We start from the raw sequence: 20,808 nt of genomic DNA on the forward strand, positions 1-20,808 counted from the left end.
TGATGTGGTGCGACAGCTCCTTCGCCGAGGCGCCGCGGGCGTCCGCATCGCAGCGGGCGGGGGTGCATTCCACGTGAACGGTCATCACGTCCATCCGGTCCTTGCGGCTGAGCTCGATCTGGAAATGCGGCGCGAGGCCCTCGCATTTCAGAATCTGCTCCTCGATCTGGGTCGGGAAGACGTTGACGCCGCGCAGGATGATCATGTCGTCGCTGCGGCCGGTGATCTTCTCGATCCGGCGCATCGAGCGCGCGGTGCCGGGCAGGATGCGGGTGAGGTCGCGGGTGCGGTAGCGCACCATCGGCAGGCCTTCCTTGGTGAGCGTGGTGAACACCAGTTCGCCCATCTCGCCGTCCGGCAGCACATCGCCCGTCGTGGGATCGATGATCTCGGGGTAGAAGTGATCCTCCCAGACGTGCAGCCCGTCCTTGGTCTCGACGCATTCGTTGGCGACGCCGGGGCCCATGATCTCGGACAGGCCGTAGATGTCGACCGCGTGCATGTCGAAGGCCTGCTCGATCTCTTCGCGCATGGCGTTGGTCCAGGGCTCGGCGCCGAAAATGCCGACCTTGAGCGAGCTCTGCCGCGGGTCGATGCCCTGGCGGCGGAACTCGTCGAGGATCGAGAGCATGTAGGAGGGCGTGACCATGATGATCTGCGGGCGGAAATCCTGCATCAGGGTGACCTGCCGCTCGGTCATGCCGCCCGAGATCGGCACCACGGTGCAGCCCAGCCGTTCGGCCCCGTAGTGGGCGCCAAGCCCGCCGGTGAAGAGGCCGTAGCCATAGGCCACGTGGCAGATGTCGCCCTTGCGGCCACCCGAGGCACGGATCGAGCGCGCCATGCAGTCGGCCCAGGTGTCGATGTCCTTCTGGGTGTAGCCCACGACGGTGGGCTTGCCGGTGGTGCCAGACGAGCCGTGGATGCGCACCAGCTGCTCACGCGGGACGGCGAACATGCCGAAGGGGTAGGTGTCGCGCAGGTCCTGCTTCATGGTGAAGGGGAACCTGGCGAGGTCGGACAGCGTCTTGAAGTCGTCCGGATGCGCGCCGTGCTCGTCGAAGCGCTTGCGATAGAAGGGCGAGTTCTCGTAGGCGTGTCGCAGCGACCAGGCCATGCGCTTCTGCTGAAGCGCCGAAATCTCGTCGCGGCTGGCGATCTCGATCGGGTCGAGGATCTCCTTCATCGGGGTCATGTCGGTCATGGTGTCTCCTCCCTTCATGGGTCAGCCCTCCGCCCGCGTCCCGGGCAGCAGGGGCCTGCTGAGCGTCCGCGAATGGCCGCGGAATTCTGCGATGACGGTCCCGTCCTCCCGGGTGATCGTCACGTCGTAGATGCCGGACCGGCCCTTGCGCGAGATCTCGCGCGCGGTGGCCGTCAGCTGGTCCCCGAGCGCGCCCGGGGTGATGTAGGTGACCGAGCAATGCTGCGCGACGGTCATCTCGTTGTAGGTGTTGCAGGCGAAGGCAAACGCGCTGTCGGCGAGCGTGAAGAGGTAGCCGCCGTGGGCGTTGCCGTGGCCGTTGGTCATCGCCGGGCCCAGCTCCATCCCGAGCGTCGCCTCTCCCGGTGCGATGTGCTTGAGCACCATGCCGAGCCGCTGCGAGGCGCTGTCTGAGTTCCACATCTCGCGGGCGCAGGCCTCGGCGAGTTCCTGGGCGGTCATGTCAGGGGTGTCCTTCATGGCTCACTTCCCCCGGAAGCTGGCAGGACGTTTCTCGAGAAAGGCCGTGACGCCCTCGGCGTAGTCGTCGGACCGGCCTGCCTCGCGCTGACAGTCTCGCTCACGGTTGAGATGCGTGTCGAGATCGTTTGTCGCGGCCTCCTGGATCAGCCGCTTGGTGAGGCCCAGCCCCAGCGTCGGCCCGGCGGCCAGTTTCGCCGCCAGCGCCTCGGCCTCGGGGATGAGCGTGTCGTCGTCGAGCGCCTTCCAGATAAGTCCCCAGTCGGCGGCGGTCTCGGCCATCAGCGGTTCGGCGGTGAGCGTCAGCGCCTTGGCGCGCGGCTCGCCGAGAATGCGGGTCAGCGACCAGCTGCCGCCCGCGTCCGGGATCAGCCCGATCTTCGAGAAGGCCTGGATGAACTTCGCGGATTTCGCCGCCAGCACGATGTCGCAGGCAAAGGCGATGTTCGCGCCTGCGCCCGCCGCCACACCGTTGACGGCACAGATCACCGGCTTCTCGAGCGCGCGGATCAGGCGGAGCGTGGGGTTGTAGAAGGTCTCGATCGTGTGGCCGAGGTCGGGCTTCGGTCCCCCCTTGCGCGGGTCGCGGTCGCCAAGGTCCTGCCCGGCGCAGAAGCCGCGGCCGGCACCGGTCAGGAGGACGGCGCGAATCTCGGGCTCGTTATGGGCGCGCTGGATCTGCGCACGCAGCGCGAGATGCATCTCCTCGTTGAAGGAGTTGAGCTTTTCCGGGCGGTTGAGCGTCAGTTTCAGAACGCCGGAGTCCAGCTCTGCCAGTACGGTTTGCGATGTCGTCATGTGGTCCTCCCGGCCCCCTCCACAGGGCCCGTGACATTTACTGTTGCATAAACCGACCGGACGGTCAATGATGCTGCTCAAGCTTTGGGAGGAGCCATGACAGACCTGTTCACCCGCCATCGTCCGTTGCTGGAAAGTGCCCTGAAGGCCCTGGAAACGCGCGAATTCTGGACCCCGTTTCCCGAGGTCCCGAGCGGGAAGAACTATGGCGAGACCGCGAAGGACGAGGGCGAATCGACCTACGCCGCGCTGCTTGGCGCGGCCTTCGATCTGCCTGGCCATCCCGAGGAGGGGCGCGTCGGGGCGGAGGTATCCCCCTGGGGGCCTGCGCTTGGCATCACCTATCCCGCCGCCGCGCCCGAGACGCTGATCGCCGCCTCCGACGCCGCCGCGCCGGGCCTTGCAGACGCCTCGGTCGAGGCCCTTACCGGCGCGCTGCTCGAGGCGCTGGTGCGGCTCAACCGGATGAGCTTCCTGCTCGGCCACGCGACGATGCACACCACCGGGCAGGCCTTTGCCATGGCGTTCCAGGCGGGCGGACCGCACGCGCAGGATCGCGGGCTCGAGGCGCTGGCGACGGCCTATTCCGAGCTGACCCGCAGCGCCCGCCACGCGGTCTGGGAAAAGCCGCAGGGCCGCCACGCGCCCTTGGTGATCGAGAAGCACTGGGCGCTGGTGCCGCGCGGCATCGCGCTCACCGTGGGCTGCAACACCTTCCCGACGTGGAACGGCTACCCGGGCATCTTCGCGAGCCTCGCCACCGGCAACCCGGTGATCGTCAAGCCGTACCCGCGCGCCATCCTGCCGCTGGCACTGACCGTGCGGGTTCTGCGCGAGGTCTTCGCCGAAGCCGGGCTGCCGCAGGACGCGGTGCTGCTGGCCGCCGACGCGCCGGGCGCCGAGATCACCAAGGATCTGGCGACCGACGAGCGCGTCGCGCTGATCGACTACACCGGCTCCACCGCCTTTGCCGACTGGATCCGCGCCAACAGCCGCGCGCAGGTCTTCACGGAAGAGGCCGGTGTGAATTCCGTGGCCATCACCGGCATCAGTGACTTCGCCGGGATGTGCGCGAACCTCGCCTTCTCGCTGTCGCTCTACTCGGGGCAGATGTGCACCTCGCCGCAGAACCTCTACATCCCGCGCGGCGGGATCGAAACCGACGAGGGACACAAGAGCTTCGACGAGGTGGCCGCCGGGCTGACGGCAGCCATCGACGCGCTGCTCTCGGATCCGGACCGCGCCGCCGGCGTCTGCGGCACCATCGTAAACCCTGCCACGCTCGAGCGGATCGCCTCGGCGCGCGGCGCGGGCAGGGTGGTGCGGGACAGCGGCCAGACCGGCCATGGCCGGAGCGCGACGCCGCTTCTGGTCGCGGTCGAGGGCGAGGACGGCCCGCAGAACGAAGAATGCTTCGGCCCGGTCTCGTTCCTCGTGCCCTGCGACGGCGCAGAGGAGGCCATCGCCCGCGCCGCCGGCATCGCCCGCCGCAAGGGGGAGATCACCGCCGCGCTCTACGCCGCCGACGACGCGCTCGTCACGCGCGCAGCCCGGGCCTTTGCACAGGCCGGCGTGAACCTTTCGGTGAACCTCACCGGCAACATCTACGTGAACCAGTCGGCGGCCTTCTCCGACTTCCACGTCACCGGGGCGAACCCGGCGGGCAATGCCAGCCTGACCGACACCGCCTTCGTCGCGCCCCGCTTCCGGCGCGTGATGATCCGCTGGCCCAAGGCGGCCTAACCGCCTGACCGGAGCCCCGGCACCCGACTTTCGACGGACACCAATCTGGGAGGAGTTACCATGATGTCCAAGACCACCACCGCGCTTGCCACCTTCGCCGCTCTCGGCGTCCTCGCGGGCGCCGCGCAGGCCGAGATCCGTCTCGGCGTCAGCGTCTCGGCCACCGGCCCGGCGGCCTTCCTCGGCGATCCCGAGGCCAAGACCATCGAGATGCTGGTCGAACAGCTGAACGAGGAAGGGGGGATCAACGGGGAGGAGATCGCCCTCACGCTCTACGACGACGGCGGCGACCCCAACAAGGCGCGCACCTTCGCCACCCGCCTCGTCGAGGATGACGAGGTCGTCGCGATCATCGGCGGCTCGACCACCGGCACCACCATGTCGATCCTGTCCGTGGCCGAGGACGAGGGCATTCCCTTCATCTCGCTGGCCGGTGCGATCTCGATCATCGATCCGGTGCGCGAATTCGTCTTCAAGACCCCGCACACCGACCGCATGGCCTGCGAGAAGATCTTCACCGACATGCAGGCGCAGGGCATCACCAGGATCGGCATGATCTCGGGCACCGACGGCTTCGGCGCGTCGATGCAGGCGCAGTGCAAGGAGGTCGCGGGCGAGCACGGCATCGAGATCCTCGCCGACGAGACCTACGGTCCGCAGGACGCCGACATGACGCCGCAGCTGACCCGCATCCGCAACACCGACGGCGTGCAGGCGGTGCTGAACCCGGGCTTCGGCCAGGGCCCGGCAATCGTCACCCGCAACGTCGCGCAGCTCGGCTTCGAGATCCCGCTCTACCAGAGTCACGGGGTCGCCTCGGACGCGTTCATCGAGCTCGCCGGCGCCGATGCCGCCGAGGGGCTGCGCCTGCCGGGCACCGCGCTGCTGATCGCCGACAAGCTGGCCGAGGACGACGCGCAATACGACGTGGTGACCACCTACACCGAGGCCTACAAGGCCAGGTACGACCAGGACGTCTCGACCTTCGGCGGATATGCGCATGATGCCTTCGCGCTGATCGTCGACGCCATCACCCGCGCCGGTGACAGCGAGGATCCGCAGGCGATCCGTGACGCGCTGGAAGCGACCGACGGCCTCGTCGGCACCACCGGCACCTACAGCTTCTCGCCCGAGGATCACCTCGGCCTCGATCTCAGCGCCTTCCGGATGCTGGAGATCAAGGACGGCGACTGGCTGGCCGTCGACTGACCCGCTTCGGCTCCGGGACCACGCGCCCGGAGCCGTACCCCCCTTTCCGCATCGCCTTGGGAGCCCCTATGGACGCCCTGCTGCAATTCCTGTTCTCCGGCCTGACCGTCGGCGCCGTCTACGCGCTCGTGGCGCTGGGATTCACCATCATCTACAACGCCTCCGACGTGGTGAACTTCGCCCAGGGCGAATTCGTCATGCTGGGCGGGATGATCACCGTCTTTGCCTTCGAGGCCGGACTGCCGCTGCCGCTGGCGGCGCTGCTCGCGATCCTCGTGGCCTCGGCCATCGGCGTAGCGCTCAACAAGCTGGCCATCGAGCCGGCGCGCGGCGCGCCAGTGGTCTCGCTCATCATCATCACCATCGGCGCGTCCATCGTGATCCGTGGCGCGACGCAGCTGGTCTTCGACAAGCAGCTGCACCGCTTCCCGTCCTTCTCGGGCGACGATCCGATCCACGTTCTGGGCGCAACGATCCTGCCGCAGAGCCTGTGGGTGATCGGCGGCGCGCTGGCGGTCTTCGTGGGGCTCTGGATCTTCTTCACCCGCACGCTGACCGGCAAGGCGGTGCTCGCCACCGCCAACAACCGCGTCGCGGCGCAGCTCGTCGGGATCAACACCGGCTGGGTGATGACGCTCTCTTTCGGGCTTTCGGCGGCCATCGGCGCCTTTGCCGGCGTGCTGGTCACCCCGATCACGCTGGTGGGTTACGACGTGGGCGTCGCGCTGGCGCTCAAGGGCTTCGCCGCCGCCATGCTGGGCGGCATGGGCAATCCCAAGGGCGCGCTGGTGGGCGGGCTGCTTCTCGGCTGCTTCGAGGCGCTGACCGCGGGCTATCTCAGCTCGCAGTACAAGGAGGCGGTGGCCTTCATCGTCATCCTCGGTGTGCTCTTCGTGATGCCGCAGGGCCTCTTCGGCAGCAAATCGACGGAGCGCGTGTAATGGCCGGCCGCAACAAATGGATTTCGCTTGGCGTGCTGGCGCTGCTCATCGCGCTGCTGCCACTGTTCTTCCCCTCGGGCTACTACTACCGCGTCGGTGCGCTGATCTTCGTCAACGCGCTGTCGGTGGTCGGGCTGGTGATCCTGATCGGCTACGCCGGGCAGATCAGCCTCGGCCACGCGGGCTTCGCCGGGATCGGCGCCTATGCCTGCGCGCTGGCGCCCGAGCATCTCGGGCTGCATCCGGCGCTGGCGGTGCTGCTTGGCGCGGTGGTCTCGGGCGTGATGGCGGCGCTGATCGGCAAGCCGATCCTGCGGCTCAAGGGCTACTATCTCGCGGTGGCGACGCTGGGTTTCGGCATCCTCGTGTCGATGGTGCTGACCAATGAGCGGGCGCTGACCGGCGGGCCGGACGGGATGAACGTCGCCGATCTCGGGCTGCGCGACCTGCTGCGCGACATGGGCTGGCGGCTCTCGGGCGGCGAGTTCTGGTACATGATCTGCGGCGTCGTGCTGCTGGTCGGGGCCTGGCTTGCGCTCAACCTCTTCGACAGCCCCTCGGGCCGCGCCATGCGGGCGCTGCACGGATCCGAGGTCGCGGCCGCGACCGTCGGCGTCGACGTGCCGCGCCAGAAGCTGCGCGCCTTCGTGATCTCGGCGGTCTACGCCTCGGTCGCAGGCTCGCTGCTGGCGCTGCAGAACGGCTACATCACGCCGGACGTGGCGGGCTTCATGCACTCGGTCGAGATGGTCACCATGGCGGTGCTCGGCGGCGTGGGCTCGGTGCTCGGCGCCACCTTCGGCGCGGCGATCCTGACGCTGCTGCCGCAGGTGCTGACGGTGTTTGCCGAGTACGAGCAGCTGGTGCTGGGACTTGTCATGGTGCTGGTGATGATCTTCCTGCCGCAGGGGCTTCTGCCCTCGATCGCGCGGCGCCTGAAGGGGAGGGACGAATGAGCCTTCTGGACGTACAGGGCCTCGGCATCAGCTTCGGCGGGCTGAAGGCGGTCGACGACGTGAGCTTCAAGGTCGCCCCCGGCGAGATCGTCTCGGTCATCGGGCCGAACGGCGCCGGCAAGACCACGCTCTTCAACATGATCTCGGGCGTCTACCATCCCGGTCGCGGCTCGGTCACGCTGAACGGCACCGAGGTGACCGGCATCGCCCCCAACCGGCTGGCCGAGATGGGCCTGTCGCGCACCTTCCAGAACCTGCAGATCTTCCAGGAGATGACGGTGCTCGACAACGTGCTGGCGGGGTACCACCTCAGCGAGCGCGGCTCGGTCTGGGCCGACCTGCTGTCGCTGCCCGGCATGAAGCGCCGTGCGGCCCAGGCGCGGGCAGGGGCGCGCAAGCTGCTGGAAAGGGTGCGGCTCGACAAGGCCGCGGAGCAGATTGCCGGGAACCTCAGCTACGGAGCGCTGAAACGGCTGGAGATCGCCCGCGCGCTGGCGCTGAACCCGAAGATCCTGCTGCTCGACGAACCGGCGGCGGGCTGCAACGCCGTCGAGACGGAGGAAATCGACCACCTCATCGCCGAGCTCGCGGCGTCGGGCATCGCCATCCTTCTGGTCGAGCATGACATGAAGCTGGTGATGCGGATCTCGAACCACATCGTGGTGCTGGACCACGGCGAGAAGATCGCCGAGGGCGACCCGGCCACCGTGTCGCGCGACCCGGCGGTGATCGCCGCCTATCTCGGCACCGAAGAGGAGGAGCCTGCCCATGCTGACGGTTGAGGGGCTGCGCTCGCGCTACGGGCGCATCGAGGTGCTGCACGGGCTCGACCTCGAGGTCAGCTCGGGCGAGATCGTGACCGTGGTGGGCGCCAACGGCGCCGGCAAGACCACGCTGCTGAAGTGCCTCTCGGGCACCCAGCCGGTGAGCGACGGCACCATCGTCTTCCGCGGCGAGAGCTTCGCCTCGGTGCCCGCCCACAAGCGGCTGAAGCGGGGGCTCGCGCAGTCGCCCGAGGGGCGGCAGATCTTCACCAATCTCACGGTCGAGGAGAACCTGCGCCTTGGCGCTTTCCTTTTCACCGACGAGCGGGTGGACCGCGACATGGCCGACGCCTTCGCCATGTTCCCGATCCTCAAGGAAAAGCGCAACCTCGCGGCGGGCGGGCTCTCGGGCGGGCAGCAGCAGATGCTGGCCATCGCCCGCGCGCTGATGGGCCGGCCGCATTGCCTGTTGCTCGACGAGCCGTCGATGGGTCTGGCGCCGCTTCTGGTGGCGCAGATCTTCGACGTGGTGAAATCGCTCAAGGAGCGCGACGTGACGGTGCTGCTCGTCGAGCAGAACGCCTATGGTGCGCTCAAGATCGCCGACCGCGGCTACGTGATGGAAACCGGGCGGATCACCATGACCGGTGCCGCGCCCGACCTCATCGCCGATCCGCGCATCCGTGAAGCCTATCTGGGACTCTGAACCATGACACTCCTGACTGTCCGCCGCGACGGCGAGATCGCCGTCGTCACCCTCGACAACCCGCCGGTGAACGCGATCTCGGAAGCCGTCCGAAGGGAGCTCTTCGAGATGGTGGGCCGGCTCGACGCCGACCCCGGGGTGCGGGCCGCGGTGCTGATCTGCGCCGGGCGGACCTTTCTTGCGGGGGCGGATGTGCGTGAGTTCGGCAAGCCGCCGGTCGAGCCGCACCTGCCCGACGTGGTCGACCGGATCGAGGGGGCCGAGAAGCCCTGGATCGCGGCGATCCACGGCGCGGCGCTTGGCGGCGGCTTCGAGATCGCCATGGGCTGCCGCTTCCGCGTCGCCGTCGAGAGCGCCCGGGTGGGCCTGCCCGAAGTCACGCTGGGCGTCATTCCCGGCGCCTCCGGCACGGTGCGCACGCCGCGCCTCGCGGGGATCGAGACGGCCGTGGATCTGGTGACGAGCGGGCGCCCGATGCCTGCCGGCAAGGCGCTGAAGGCCGGGCTCATCGACGCGGTGGTGAGCGATCTCGAACGCGACGCGGTGGCCTTCGCCCGCGCCGCGCTCGATGCCGAACTGCCGCTGCCGGTGTCGCAGCGCCCGCTCACGCCGATGCCCGAGAATTTCTGGCAGGACGCCCGCAAGCGCGCCGCCAAGCCCGGGCATCAGGCGCCGCTGCGCGCGCTCGACAGCCTGCGCTTCGCCACAGAACACGGCTTTGCCGAGGCCATGGCGCATGAGCGCGAGACTTTCCTCGACCTGCGCGGATCGGACGAGGCGGCGGCGCTGCGGCACATCTTCTTCGCCGAGCGCGCGGCGCCGAAACCCGCCGCGCTCAAGGGCGTCGAGCCGCGCCCCGTCAGGACCGTCGGCGTGATCGGCGGCGGCACCATGGGCGCGGGCATCGCCGGGGCCTGCCGCGAGGCCGGGATGGAGATCCTCCTCATCGAACGCGACGACGAGGCGGTCACGCGCGGACTGGCCAATGTCGGCAAGATCTTCGACGGCGCCGTCAAGCGCGGCAAGCTCAGCGCAGAGGACCGGGCCGGGCGCATGGCGGGCGTCCGCGGCAGCACCGATTATGCCGAGCTGGCAGACGCCGACCTCGTCATCGAGGCCGTCTTCGAGGAGATCGGCGTCAAGCGCGCCGTCTTCGCCGAGCTGGGCCGGGTGTGCCGCGCGGACGCGGTGCTGGCGACCAACACCTCCTATCTCGATCCGCGCGCCATCGCCGAGGGTCTGCCGGATCCGTCGCGCTTCATCGGGCTGCATTTCTTCAGCCCCGCCCACATCATGAAGCTGCTCGAGATCGTGCCGACGCCCGACACCGCGCCCGACGTGCTCGCCACCGGGTTCGCGCTCGGGCGGGCGCTGAACAAGATGCCGGTGCAGGCGGGCATCTGCGAGGGCTTCATCGGCAACCGCATCCTCAAGCGCTACCGCGCCGAGGCCGAAGCGCTGGTGACGCAGGGCGTTGCGATCGCCGAGATCGACGCCGCGATGCGCGGCTACGGCTTCCGCATGGGTCCGTTCGAGGCGCAGGATCTGGGCGGTCTCGACATCGCCTTCCTCCAGCGCGAGGGCGCGCGGGCCGAAGGGCAGGCGGTGCCGGAAACGCTGGGCGACATCCTCGTGCGCGCCGGTCGCAAGGGCCAGAAGACCGGCGGCGGCTGGTACGACTACGCCGAGGGCGACCGCACGCCGAAACCGTCTGCCTCGGTGGCGACACTTCTTGCGGACCGCGTCTCCGGCAGCGCGGCGCTGTCGGGCCCGGAGATCGCCGACCGCCTGGTCGGCGCGATGGCCGCGGAGGGCGAGGCGATCCTGCGCGAAGGCATCGCGCAGTCCCCGCAGGACATCGACCTGGTCGAGGTCCACGGCTACGGCTTTCCCCGCTGGAAAGGCGGCCCGATGTTCGCGGCGGGCTTGACGGCTTCAGCTCGCTGAGGCTGACATCGGACAGAGCCCCCTCGGCATCCGAGCCGGGGGGCAAGATCCGGTTACAGGACAGGTGTGGGTTGGATGGACCCCTGTGTGCGCTACTTGAAGCGCGACTGCCATGACCTGCGAGGGGAGGGGCGCCGGTCGATTTCCTCCATCATCTTTTCGCAGAAGACCTCGGCCGGGGTCCTCCATCCAAGGCCTTTTCGAGGCGTGTTGTTGAGCTGGTCGCAGAGTTGCTTCAGCTCGGGCTCTGTCATGGCCGCGACGTCTCGCTGCCTTGGAAGCCAGCGGTTGGCGTTCTCGACTGTGCCTTTCTGCCAGGGTGAGGAGGGGTCGCAGAACCACGTTCGGGTTCCGGGCTGCGCCAGCAGGTGCGGCCATGACACGAACTCCGTCCCGCGGTCGAAGGTGATGGATCTGCGGCCCGCTACGGGCAGCTCCCGCACCGCCTTCACGATCTTGCCCCTCTCGGCAGATTGCTTCGCAATCGCCCGCCGGGCAGAGCATGACCGGTTTCTTGCGCCTGTTGAGGCGGTCGACCACCGCCGCGCAGCTCGGACAGCCGGATCAACTTGCGCCGTCGGGCGCGGTGATCGGAAGCTTTGCGCTGCGCGACCATCCCATAGTAGCCACCGAGACAGGCGACCTCTTCAGTGTCTGCGCCAAAGGCATTGCGCTTGATCTCGCGATATATGGTCGAACGATGCCGACCGATCTCTGCCGCAATCCTGCTGACCGGCAGCTTTGCGTTCAGCAGGTCTTCGATCCTGCGTCGCTCAGGCAGATCCAGCTCTTCGTGCGCCATCGTCCGTTCTCTTTGCTTTCCAGCAAGATAGGGGATTTGTCGCAACCCAGTTGAGAATGGGCCCCCTCGGCCCATCAGAGTCTCATAATTGGCATTATGTAATATCCTCGATCCCGCCAACCTGTGGCAACCGAACAAAGACTTACGCGAACTTAACCCGAGGCCGTTCGGCATCTTTCGGCGCCGTGGCGGCACCGTTTACGGGAGCACAAGCCCCGCAAACGGCCATCGATATCACTCGCTGCCGGCCAGCCAGGCCTGTTCGATGGTCTCCTCGTGAGCCTCGATCCACTCTTCCGCAACGTCCTCGACGCTGCGACCACTTCGACGCTGCCACCGCCCCGGTCCGTGCCTGCGCAAAGCGCGGTCTGGGTGGCGACGATGACCGTGCCGATGGTGGCGCCGCGCGTCCTATTCGTGGAGATGCGCGGAACCGGGCAGCACCGGCCGCGCCGGATCACGGGTGGCCGAGGCCGGGATGATCTCACCGCGGAAGCCCTGCCTGCAAAGCAGCGACAAGCGCCCGCAATGGTCGAGATGGGCGTGGGTGAGCAGCACGATGTCGATCCCGGAAGGCTCGAACCCGAAAGGCCCGGCGTTCTTGTCATGCAGCGCGTGACCGCCCTGAAACACGGCCGCAATCGGCAAGGATCCGACGGCCGGCGCACTCGACGAGGTGGCACGAGCCCGTCACCTGCCCCGCGGCGCCGTGAAAGGAGAGCTTCATGGCATCGCTCCTCCCTCCGTGTGGGTCGGCGTCCCGATCAGCGGTCGTCCGGCGCGGGCATACCAGCGCTGGATGTCCTCCCAGATTTCCTGCGCGGTTTCAGCATACCAGAAGAGCGCGCGGTCCTCGGGGTCGATGACGCCCTCCTCGACCAGAAAATCCGCGTCGAAGGCGCGCGCCCAGTAGTCGCGCCCCACGAGGATCACCGGCACCGGCTGGATCTTGCGGGTCTGGATCAGCGTCAGCGTCTCGAAAAGCTCGTCGAAGGTGCCGAAGCCGCCCGGAAACACCACCAGCGCCCTGGCGCGCAGCAGGAAATGCAGCTTGCGCAGGGCAAAGTACCGGAAGCGGAAGCAGAGATCCGGCGTGACGTAGGGGTTCGGGAGCTGTTCATGCGGCAGGGTGATATTGAGCCCGACGGTGCGCGCGCCGGCCTCGACGGCACCGCGGTTGGCGGCCTCCATGATCCCCGGCCCTCCGCCGGTCACGATCGCCAGACGGTTGCCATGCTCGCCCTCGGCGGCGCCGACGATGCGGCCGAATTCGCGGGCGATGTCGTAGTACCGGCTCTTGTCGTTCAGGCGACGGGCCACGCGCAACCGTCGCTGCAGATCGGCGTCCTCCGGGTGGCGGGCGCTCTCGGCTTCCAGTTCCGCGAGGGTCGCCGCGGCGCGCTCCGGCTCGGTCACGCGCGTTCCGCCGAACACCACGATCGAGTGGGCGATGCCGTGATCCCTGAGAAGCGTCTCGGCCTTCTGGTAGTCGAGCTGAAGCCGTGCGCCGCGCATGACGTCGCGGTCGAGGAAATCGGCGTCCGCGTCCGCGAGCCGGTAATTGGGGTTTGCCATGATCTGGCGGACAAGCGCAGGCGCGTCATCGCCCGGCGCCAGAGGTCGGCAGCCAGGCAGATCGACCTCGCGCCGGGTGGGATGCGCCGGAAATGGTTTGCCAGGTATCGCTGATTTCCGGTCTTTCATCCTGTCTCCTTCTGACGGCCATTCGTGAATGCGGGCACGGCCCGTGCTCTCAGGCCGCCCCCCGGCCCGGCAAGCTCCGCACCTGATCTGAGCGAAGCGTATCATCCCCGCGCGGCGGCAGGTATGACCCGCATCAATCGGTCACGGCGATGCGTCTCGGAGGCTGCCGCCCGCGGGACGTATCGATCGCAGTGCAGGCCGCGATGGACGACATTGAGAGGGGGCTGAAACCGGTTTCGGCCAACTGTTGCGCTCTCATCGACACGCAGCGGCTAGGTGCGGCCACCTCTTGCCAGGCTGGCACATCGTGGAAAGCGCGCGTAGGGGCCAGGCGAGGCGCCCGATCCGGTCCGGCCAACCGGCGCACCAGCATCACTCGAGCCCCAGCAGGATCGCAGGGCCCGGCCACACCACCTAGGACGCGGGCTTGTCCACCTGTGCCATCAGCCATTCCGCGCGCGCGATCTGCTCCAGCGCGATCTTGCGCTTCTGCTCGAGCCGGGTCCGTTTCTCGGGGTCGCTCGTCTCGGCCATCTCCTCGCCGAGCGAGGCCTCTTTCCTCGTGAGTTTCTCGAGGATCCTTTCGACGTGTTCCGGCCGGATCTCGCGGACGCGACCGGCTTCCTGACGTTCTCGATACTCGGCCAGTCTGGCCGCCAGCTTCTTGAGGCCCATCGGCTCGCTTCCGGAAATGGGGTGATCGGGGGCATCCTACGCCTCTCGCGTGACATCTCCATGATGTGAGTCATCTTGGGCATCGCGGGGGCCGGTCGCGTCCGGAGCGGCGGGATCGTGCAGTTCTTCCTCTTCCAGCGTGAGGATCTTCTCGACCTCCGCCATCGCCCTGTCCCGCTCGATGTAGCAGCGTCTTGCGGCATTGGTCAGCTGCCGCATCGCGGCGTAGGCATAGGTCGAGTCGTTGAGAAACGAAGTCGCACTGCCGGGTGTCAGCACGCTGTCCCGGATCAGCCCGTCGATCCGCTGCGCCGTGACATGCGCGTCCTTCTCGATCTGCACCCGCTCCTGATCCAGCCAGAGCGCGCTGCGTTCCTCGGGGTCGGTCCGGGACAGCGTGTGGATCTCGGAGGCGATGCGCGCCACCTCGGTACGGAGACCGTCGTAGAGTTCCGTCGTCAGGCCAAGAGACAGGGTCGTGTAGCGCAGCACGTTCTTGCGCAGGTGCTTGACGGCCTTGACCGCCTGCACGATCTCGCCTGCCACGTCTCGCAACTCGTAGACCCGTTCGGCGATGTCCGGTGCCAGATGACGGTCGCCGATCCGGCTCGAGAACGCCAGGATCGCCTCGTGGAGCGACTTGATGCGCCGTGCGTAGGCATCGTCGTAGTCGACTGGCAGCTGCGCCCGGTGGGCACGGACCGTACCGGCGAGGTCGCTGCTCTGGAAGACCGCCGCGCTCGGGAGGTTCAGACCCTGCAGGATCAGGTCGAGCGCATTGTCGGTCAGGTGCTGGACTTCGCGGCGCAAGGCGGTCTCGAAAGTCTGGGGGAATTCGTCGACGGCCTCGTTCAGGAAGTGCGGCTTGCTGACATCCGGCAGCTTCTCCGGCAGGATCCGCACCAGCGCCGCGACGAGCCGGTCGAGACCCGGCAGCATGAGACCGAGGCCGAGCAGGTTGAAGAGGGTGTGAAAAACCGCGAGCTTCAGCGCGTAGTCGTCGGGCGCGATGGTCAGGGCGTCGCTGATCCAGTCGACCGCGCCGCGCAAGGGAACGATGAGGATCAGCGCGGCCACCGCCGTCACCACGTTGAAGACGAGGTGGGCCAGCGCCAGCCGCATGCCCTGTACGTTCGCCCCGAGCGACGCGATGATCGCGGTGATGGTCGTCCCGATGTTCGAGCCGATCGCCAGCGCAAGGGCGTTGTCGTAGGTCAGCTGACCCGACGCGAGCGCCGTCAGGATGAGCACCAGGGTGGCGTGGCTCGACTGCATGATCACTGTCGCGGCCGCACCGATGAGCGTGTAGAACACGAGCCCGAGGAGACCCGGCAGGGCGAACCGTGTCAGGTCGAGCTGCCCCTGGAAGGCGTCGAACCCGTCCTTCATGAACTGGATGCCGAGGAACAGGAAGCCGAGCCCGCCAAGCGCGAGGCCGATCCCGTGCAACGGCTTGGACTTCTGGAAGACCAGCACGATGCTCAGCGCCAGCATCGGCATCGCGTAGGCGCCGATGTCGACCTTGAGCCCGAGCCCGGCCACGAGCCACGCGCCGGTTGTCGTGCCGATGTTCGCGCCGAAGACGATCCCGACGCCGCCCGCAAGCGAGATCAGCCCGGCGCTCAGAAACGAGATGGTGATGACCGACACGAGCGAACTGGACTGCAGCAGCGTGGTCGAGGCGACCCCGAAGAGCAGCGCCCGCGCCTTCGAACGCGTGGCCTTCTCGAGCCAGCGCTCGAGCATACCGCTTCCGGCCAGCTTGAAGCCATCCTCGAGCATGCGCATGCCGAAGAGGAAGACCGCGACGCCCGCCGCGATCACCTGCAGGTCGGGGCTGATCCAGAAGACCAGAAGCAGCCCGCCCAAGGCCGCGGGCAGGGAGTAGTTCCTCGTTCGCATCGCCAGCTCAGATCATCGTCGTCTATCAGGTATATGCCGCGTCGCCACGGATCTCCGGAATACCCGCACTCCCGGGATCGGCAAGCGATAATGCCAGGCCGCGACATGCCGGCAGACTTCCGCGCCGCGGTCCGGGCGGCAACTCGGGCACCCGGCGTCGCCTGTGGTCGGCGTCGCGGGACGAACCGGGGCGGACCCTCCGGCGCCGGCATGACCAGCGTGCCGGCAACCGGCGCGATGCGGCGGCCCTCAGGCCGGAGCCGGGCTCCCCGCCTTCTCGGCTTCCGCCACGTTGTTCCGCACGGCGATGAAGCTGTCCGGGGTCACCGAGATGCTGTCGATCCCGGCGCGCACGAGCAGCCGGGCGAACCCGGGATCGTTGCTCGGGGCCTGACCGCAAAGGCCGATCTTCCGGCCCGCCTTGCGCGCCTTGGCGATGACGGTCTCGATCATCCACAGCACCGCCGGGTCGCGTTCGCTGAAGAGGCCGGCCAGCGCCTCGGAATCCCGGTCGATGCCCAGCGTCAGCTGCGTGAGGTCGTTCGAGCCGATGGAAAAGCCGTCGAACCGCTCGGCAAACGCCTCGGCCTCGATCACGTTGGACGGGATCTCGCACATGACGTAGACCTGCAGCCCGTTCTCGCCGCGGCTAAGGCCGTTCTCGGCCATGACCTCGAGCACGCGGTCGGCTTCGCCCACGGTGCGGCAGAACGGGATCATCACGATCACGTTGGTGAACCCCATGGTCTCGCGCAGGTGCCGGATGGCGCGACACTCGAGCGCGAAGCCGTCCCGATAGGCGTCGGAATAGTAGCGCGACGCGCCGCGGAAGCCGATCATCGGGTTCTGTTCGTCGGGCTCGAAGCCCTTCCCGCCCAGCAGGTCTGCGTATTCGTTGGTCTTGAAGTCACTCATGCGGATGATCGCCGGGTTCGGATACCACGTCGCGGCAATCCGCGAGAGCCCGCGCGCCAGCGTCTCGACGAAGTAGTCGGTCCGGCAGTCGAACCCCCGCACGAGGCAGTCGATCTCGTCGCGGTCCGCGCCCGGCGCCAGCCTGTCGTAGCGGCTGAGCGCCAGCGGGTGGACCTTGACCTCGTTGCTGATCACGAACTCCATCCGTGCGAGACCGACCCCATCCACGGGCAACCGCCACCAGCGGGCCGCGGCCGAGGGGTTCGCGAGGTTGAGCATGACCTTGGTGCGGGTCTCGGGCACCTCGTCCAGCCGGGTTTCGCGGATGCTGAACTCTGCCTTGCCGGCATAGACCGCGCCCTCGTCGCCGCCGGCGCAGGACACCGTCACCTCCTGCCCGTCGTGCAGCAGGTGCGTGGCGTTGCCGGTGCCCACGATGGCAGGCACGCCCAGTTCCCGGCTGATGATGGCGGCGTGCGAGGTCCGCCCGCCGTGATCGGTGACGATGGCCGCGGCGCGCTTCATGATCGGCACCCAGTCCGGGTCGGTGGTCGAGGTCACCAGTACCGCGCCATCGACGAAACGGTCGATCTCCTCGGCGCTCTCGATCAGGCAGACCTCACCCGTCGCAACGGCGCTGCCGACGCTGAGGCCACCCAGAAGCTTCGCCCCCGTGGCGCCCAGCCGGTAGGTCCTGAAGGCATCCGCCTCCATGCGCGATTGCACCGTCTCGGGACGGGCCTGCACGATGTAGACCTGCCCGGTGTCGCCGTCCCGCGCCCACTCCATGTCCATCGGCTGCCCGTAGTGCTCTTCGATCACCACCGCACTGCGCGCCAGCTCGAGGATCTCGCCATCCGACAGCACGAAGCTCTCGCGCTCTGCCTTCGATGTCGGCACGTTGCGTGTCGGGGCGCCCTGCCCGCCCGCGTAGATCATCTTGATCTCCTTGGCGCCGAGCGCCTTGTGCAGGATCGGAACCAGCCCCTCGTCCGCGAGGAAGGGTTTGAAGACCTGGTACTCGTCCGGGCTCACCGTGCCCTGCACGACGTTCTCGCCAAGACCCCACGCGGCGTTGATCAGAACCACCTTGTCGAAGCCGCTTTCGGTGTCGATCGAGAACATCACCCCCGACCCGCCGATGTCGGACCGGACCATCAACTGTACCCCGACCGAAAGCGCCACATCGAGCTGACCGAAGCCCTTCAGCTTGCGATAGGTGATGGCGCGGTCGGTGAAGAGCGACGCGAAGCAGCGCCGGCAGGCCGACATCAGCGCCTCCTCGCCCCGGACGTTGAGGAACGTCTCCTGCTGCCCCGCGAAGCTTGCGTCCGGCAGGTCTTCGGCAGTGGCGGACGAGCGCACGGCGACCGAGGGCTCGTCCTGTCCGACCCGCGCGCCAAGGGTCCGGTAGGCCGCACGGATTTCCTGCTCGATGTCCTCGGGCCACGCGCCGCCGGTGATGGCCGCACGGATCTGCCGGCCGGCCTCGGCAAGCGTCAGCTGTCCGGCGTCCAGTCGTCCGAGGAGATCTCCAAGCAACGCGCCAAGATCATTGGAAGCGATGTAGCGGCGAAAGGTGTCGGCGGTGGTCGCGAAGCCCGGAGGCACCCTGACCCCCTTCTCGCCCAGCGACCGCACCATCTCTCCCAGCGATGCGTTCTTGCCGCCAACCGTGGCCATGTCGTCTCGCACGAGGTCCTCGAACCATCTGAGGACGCCCGTGCTCTCGCAGGTGCGCTTGTCCATTGGCATCTCCTCCCTTGCCATGGGCCAGCGTAGGGGAAGATCCGACCGCGGGCCTTGATTGTGGTCAATTCGAAGCCGACCCGGCGCGACTGCGCCCCCGTGCCCCCGGGGCCTGCGCCTAGAGATCTGGAAGTCGGCGCCCGAAGACGTGCAGACCCAGCTCGGCAACCCGCGCCAGCAGCGCCGCCGAGATGTTGGCGATTGTGAGCGGCACCACCACGACAAGCCCGTGCCCGTGCGGGTAGCCGGGGTTACGCGCCTTGAAGAACCGCACGTCGGAGCGGTCGCCGCGACGGTTCAGGGATTTCTCCGCGTCGGTCTCGATGGTCACCCAGCCGACGTCGCGGACGAAGGGATCGTGTTCCGAGACTGCCGGATCGTCGAAGGACTCGATGAGCTCCTGCGCGATCTGGCGCAGCCGGGGCGGGTCATCGCGGGAATGGTGGGGGAAGATCTGCGGGAAATACTTGCAGAACAGGTGGTAGCTCGAGGTGTGGACGAGAGTCCCGAGGTAATAGAACGGCGTGAACGGGTGCCGGAGCTTCACCTCCGCGGCACGCGCGATCCCGATCCCGTAGGTCATGCTGCGGCCCCGATACTCCGGGCGCAGCCCCGCTTCCGCACGCAGGACAAGGCTCTCGCGCCCGAGAACCTTGCGGCGGAAGAGATGAAGCGAGCAATAGCCGACGACCGCGCCGTTATCGTCGAGTAACAGCTGGATGCGCGTGTCCTCGGCGGCGGGCTCGACGACATGGGCACGGAAGTCCTCCGGAGTGCTGCCGTCGAAGATGCGGCTGTGCACCGCGTAGAGCTGCGCCGAAAGGGCTGCGATTTCGGGCTCGGACAGGCGCCCGGGGCACACGGTGCGGTGGCGGGCGATACGGGGCGCAAGATCGATGATGTCCTCGCGAATTGCCATGTGATCCCCCCTCCCATCTGCATCCGCGCCAGAGTGTCCACCCGAACTTCGGTGGATGTCCACGATCTCGATCAAAGACAACGGCCCGCCCGCGGGTCTAGCTGAAGCGCGCTTTGGGGGCGCTGTCACCCCCGAGTGTGACGTCGCATCAGATCGCGGGAGCGTTGATTTCGAGCGCGACGTGAACACCCCTTGGCAGTGGCCCGTCAGGCAAGACGAAACGTTGGTATGCGGTTGGGGAGGCCGGACCATGTGGAAGCGCTGCCGAACATCGCGGACGCGGGCATGACGCGCCCGAGGCTCATCGACGATCCGCGCGACCTGCTGAGGCATTTCCTCCGTCAGGGCTATCGGATCCTCGCGCCGCAGGAACGCGACGGTGTCATCGACCCTGCCCCGCTCACCGAGCCCGAAGCACTGCCGCGCGGTCGCGTGGACGATCAGGGGCCCGGGCACTACCGGCTGCGCGACGGCGATCCGGATCGCTGGTTCGACTACGTCGTCGGGCCTTCGGGCTGGAAGGCGTGGCTCTATCCCGCAAGACGCAAGCTCTGGTCGGCAGAGCGGACCGAAGACGGCCTCACCTTCCGCGATGCGACCACAGCATGGCCGAAGACGGTGCTCTTCGGCGTCCGCCCCTGCGAGCTTGCCGCCATTGCGCGCCAACGCCGGATCTTTGCCGAGGGCCCCTATGTCGATGCCGCCTTCGCCGAGCGGCTGGAGCGGAGCATCATCGTCGTGGTGCAATGCGCGCGCAGCGCCCCGACCTGCTTCTGCGCCTCAATGGACACCGGCCCGCGGGCGGTTGCCGGCTACGATCTGGCGCTGACCGAGCTCGCGTCAGATCACGGCGCCGCTTTCCTTGTCGAGAGCGCCTCGCAGGCCGGAGACGATGTTCTGCACACGCTCGGAGGCGCTACCGCGACGCCAGGGGACCATGCCGCGGCCCTCGACCAGTCGCGCGCCGCCGCCGCGCGCCAGACCCGGACGATGCCCGACGACATCGCCGGCGGACTGAAGCTCCGGCTCGAGTCTCCAGTCTGGGCCGACATCGCGTCGCGCTGCCTGACCTGCGGCAACTGCACCCTCGCCTGCCCCACCTGCTTCTGCTCGGATGTCGAGGAGGTCAGCGACCTGTCCGGAGACCACGCCGAACGCTGGCAGCTCTGGGACAGCTGCTTCAACCCCGATTTCAGCTTCATCCATGGCGGCCCCGTCCGCAGCAGCCCCGCGGCCCGCTACCGGCAGTGGATGACCCACAAGCTGTCCTACTGGCACGACCAGTTCGGCAGTTCCGGATGCGTCGGTTGCGGCCGCTGCATCACCTGGTGCCCGGTGGGGATCGACCTCGTGGCCGAAGCGGACCGGCTGATGGCAGAAGGGACGGACTGACC

General features: G+C 67.9%; 17 protein-coding genes and 1 pseudogene. 8 read left to right on the plus strand and 10 right to left on the minus strand.

The features are described 5' to 3' along the window. From paaK to paaG, 3 genes are all read right to left on the minus strand, one after another. Nucleotides 1-1,204, minus strand: a 1,204-nt coding sequence (paaK, locus tag HC022_RS02985) for a phenylacetate--CoA ligase PaaK (RefSeq protein WP_167451275.1), incomplete at its 3' end; no start/stop codon positions are given. Between the two features lie 21 nt (nt 1,205-1,225). Then, a complete protein-coding gene (gene paaI / locus HC022_RS02990) occupies nt 1,226-1,666 on the minus strand; it encodes a hydroxyphenylacetyl-CoA thioesterase PaaI (protein ID WP_008887838.1) in 441 nt (146 codons plus the stop codon). Nucleotides 1,667-1,687: 21 nt separating this feature from the next. Continuing rightward, entirely contained in the window at nt 1,688-2,482 is a 795-nt protein-coding gene (gene paaG, locus HC022_RS02995; RefSeq protein ID WP_167451276.1) for a 2-(1,2-epoxy-1,2-dihydrophenyl)acetyl-CoA isomerase PaaG, read from the minus strand. A gap of 96 nt (nt 2,483-2,578) precedes the next feature. Between paaG and paaN the strand changes: the two genes are divergently transcribed. From paaN to HC022_RS03030, 7 genes are all read left to right on the plus strand, one after another. After that, complete coding sequence (gene paaN / locus HC022_RS03000) at nt 2,579-4,225, plus strand: phenylacetic acid degradation protein PaaN (protein ID WP_167451277.1); 1,647 nt, start codon at nt 2,579-2,581, stop codon at nt 4,223-4,225. 60 nt (nt 4,226-4,285) lie between these two features. Further along, nucleotides 4,286-5,434 (plus strand): ABC transporter substrate-binding protein, encoded by a 1,149-nt coding sequence (locus HC022_RS03005; RefSeq protein WP_167451278.1) that lies wholly within the window; start codon nt 4,286-4,288, stop codon nt 5,432-5,434. A 68-nt stretch (nt 5,435-5,502) separates the two neighbouring features. Then, the gene (locus tag HC022_RS03010; protein ID WP_167451279.1) at nt 5,503-6,375 is read left to right on the plus strand and encodes a branched-chain amino acid ABC transporter permease; all 873 of its coding nucleotides are present in this window, start codon (nt 5,503-5,505) and stop codon (nt 6,373-6,375) included. Then, entirely contained in the window at nt 6,375-7,331 is a 957-nt protein-coding gene (locus HC022_RS03015) for a branched-chain amino acid ABC transporter permease (protein ID WP_167451280.1), read from the plus strand. Before HC022_RS03010 ends, HC022_RS03015 begins: the two co-directional genes overlap by 1 nt. After that, nucleotides 7,328-8,113, plus strand: a complete 786-nt coding sequence (locus HC022_RS03020; RefSeq protein ID WP_167451281.1) for an ABC transporter ATP-binding protein — start codon at nt 7,328-7,330, stop codon at nt 8,111-8,113. The genes HC022_RS03015 and HC022_RS03020 overlap by 4 nt, the downstream gene beginning before the upstream one ends. Then, the gene (locus HC022_RS03025) at nt 8,100-8,801 is read left to right on the plus strand and encodes an ABC transporter ATP-binding protein (RefSeq protein ID WP_089960297.1); all 702 of its coding nucleotides are present in this window, start codon (nt 8,100-8,102) and stop codon (nt 8,799-8,801) included. Before HC022_RS03020 ends, HC022_RS03025 begins: the two co-directional genes overlap by 14 nt. 3 nt (nt 8,802-8,804) lie before the next feature. Further along, on the plus strand, nt 8,805-10,748 hold the full coding sequence (locus tag HC022_RS03030) for a 3-hydroxyacyl-CoA dehydrogenase NAD-binding domain-containing protein (RefSeq protein WP_167451282.1): 1,944 nt from the start codon (nt 8,805-8,807) through the stop codon (nt 10,746-10,748). 92 nt (nt 10,749-10,840) lie between these two features. Here the strand turns inward: HC022_RS03030 and HC022_RS03035 are convergent. From HC022_RS03035 to HC022_RS03065, 7 genes and pseudogenes are all read right to left on the minus strand, one after another. Then, nucleotides 10,841-11,550 (minus strand): annotated as a pseudogene (locus tag HC022_RS03035) (IS30 family transposase). A gap of 411 nt (nt 11,551-11,961) precedes the next feature. Next, nucleotides 11,962-12,198 carry an MBL fold metallo-hydrolase gene (locus HC022_RS03040; RefSeq protein ID WP_217703868.1) on the minus strand — a complete coding sequence of 79 codons (237 nt, stop codon included), beginning with the start codon at nt 12,196-12,198 and terminating at the stop codon, nt 11,962-11,964. Between the two features lie 75 nt (nt 12,199-12,273). Further along, on the minus strand, nt 12,274-13,254 hold the full coding sequence (locus tag HC022_RS03045; RefSeq protein ID WP_167451283.1) for a TIGR00730 family Rossman fold protein: 981 nt from the start codon (nt 13,252-13,254) through the stop codon (nt 12,274-12,276). Between the two features lie 414 nt (nt 13,255-13,668). Further along, nucleotides 13,669-13,929 (minus strand): hypothetical protein, encoded by a 261-nt coding sequence (locus HC022_RS03050; RefSeq protein WP_167451284.1) that lies wholly within the window; start codon nt 13,927-13,929, stop codon nt 13,669-13,671. 36 nt (nt 13,930-13,965) lie between these two features. After that, complete coding sequence (locus HC022_RS03055) at nt 13,966-15,831, minus strand: Na/Pi cotransporter family protein (protein ID WP_167451285.1); 1,866 nt, start codon at nt 15,829-15,831, stop codon at nt 13,966-13,968. A 249-nt stretch (nt 15,832-16,080) separates the two neighbouring features. Next, complete coding sequence (ppsA, locus tag HC022_RS03060) at nt 16,081-18,495, minus strand: phosphoenolpyruvate synthase (RefSeq protein ID WP_167451286.1); 2,415 nt, start codon at nt 18,493-18,495, stop codon at nt 16,081-16,083. A 118-nt stretch (nt 18,496-18,613) separates the two neighbouring features. Then, complete coding sequence (locus tag HC022_RS03065; protein WP_167451287.1) at nt 18,614-19,414, minus strand: hypothetical protein; 801 nt, start codon at nt 19,412-19,414, stop codon at nt 18,614-18,616. A gap of 252 nt (nt 19,415-19,666) precedes the next feature. Here HC022_RS03065 and HC022_RS03070 point away from each other — a divergent pair, with 252 nt between their 5' ends. Further along, nucleotides 19,667-20,806 carry a 4Fe-4S dicluster domain-containing protein gene (locus HC022_RS03070; RefSeq protein WP_217703869.1) on the plus strand — a complete coding sequence of 380 codons (1,140 nt, stop codon included), beginning with the start codon at nt 19,667-19,669 and terminating at the stop codon, nt 20,804-20,806. The last annotated feature ends 2 nt before the right edge of the window (nt 20,807-20,808 follow it).

It is taken from the genome of Salipiger sp. HF18, assembly GCF_011806505.1.
In the GTDB taxonomy this organism is placed as follows: Bacteria; Pseudomonadota; Alphaproteobacteria; order Rhodobacterales; family Rhodobacteraceae; genus Salipiger; species Salipiger thiooxidans.

What these genes read in the sequence shown, in the direction of transcription:
- paaI (WP_008887838.1), bottom strand. Translation starts at nt 1,666, where the DNA reads ATGACCGCCCAGGAACTCGCCGAGGCCTGCGCCCGCGAGATGTGGAAC.
- paaG (WP_167451276.1), bottom strand. Translation starts at nt 2,482, where the DNA reads ATGACGACATCGCAAACCGTACTGGCAGAGCTGGACTCCGGCGTTCTG.
- paaN (WP_167451277.1), top strand. Translation starts at nt 2,579, where the DNA reads ATGACAGACCTGTTCACCCGCCATCGTCCGTTGCTGGAAAGTGCCCTG.
- HC022_RS03005 (WP_167451278.1), top strand. Translation starts at nt 4,286, where the DNA reads ATGATGTCCAAGACCACCACCGCGCTTGCCACCTTCGCCGCTCTCGGC.
- HC022_RS03010 (WP_167451279.1), top strand. Translation starts at nt 5,503, where the DNA reads ATGGACGCCCTGCTGCAATTCCTGTTCTCCGGCCTGACCGTCGGCGCC.
- HC022_RS03015 (WP_167451280.1), top strand. Translation starts at nt 6,375, where the DNA reads ATGGCCGGCCGCAACAAATGGATTTCGCTTGGCGTGCTGGCGCTGCTC.
- HC022_RS03020 (WP_167451281.1), top strand. Translation starts at nt 7,328, where the DNA reads ATGAGCCTTCTGGACGTACAGGGCCTCGGCATCAGCTTCGGCGGGCTG.
- HC022_RS03025 (WP_089960297.1), top strand. Translation starts at nt 8,100, where the DNA reads ATGCTGACGGTTGAGGGGCTGCGCTCGCGCTACGGGCGCATCGAGGTG.
- HC022_RS03030 (WP_167451282.1), top strand. Translation starts at nt 8,805, where the DNA reads ATGACACTCCTGACTGTCCGCCGCGACGGCGAGATCGCCGTCGTCACC.
- HC022_RS03045 (WP_167451283.1), bottom strand. Translation starts at nt 13,254, where the DNA reads ATGAAAGACCGGAAATCAGCGATACCTGGCAAACCATTTCCGGCGCAT.
- HC022_RS03050 (WP_167451284.1), bottom strand. Translation starts at nt 13,929, where the DNA reads ATGGGCCTCAAGAAGCTGGCGGCCAGACTGGCCGAGTATCGAGAACGT.
- HC022_RS03055 (WP_167451285.1), bottom strand. Translation starts at nt 15,831, where the DNA reads ATGCGAACGAGGAACTACTCCCTGCCCGCGGCCTTGGGCGGGCTGCTT.
- ppsA (WP_167451286.1), bottom strand. Translation starts at nt 18,495, where the DNA reads ATGGACAAGCGCACCTGCGAGAGCACGGGCGTCCTCAGATGGTTCGAG.
- HC022_RS03065 (WP_167451287.1), bottom strand. Translation starts at nt 19,414, where the DNA reads ATGGCAATTCGCGAGGACATCATCGATCTTGCGCCCCGTATCGCCCGC.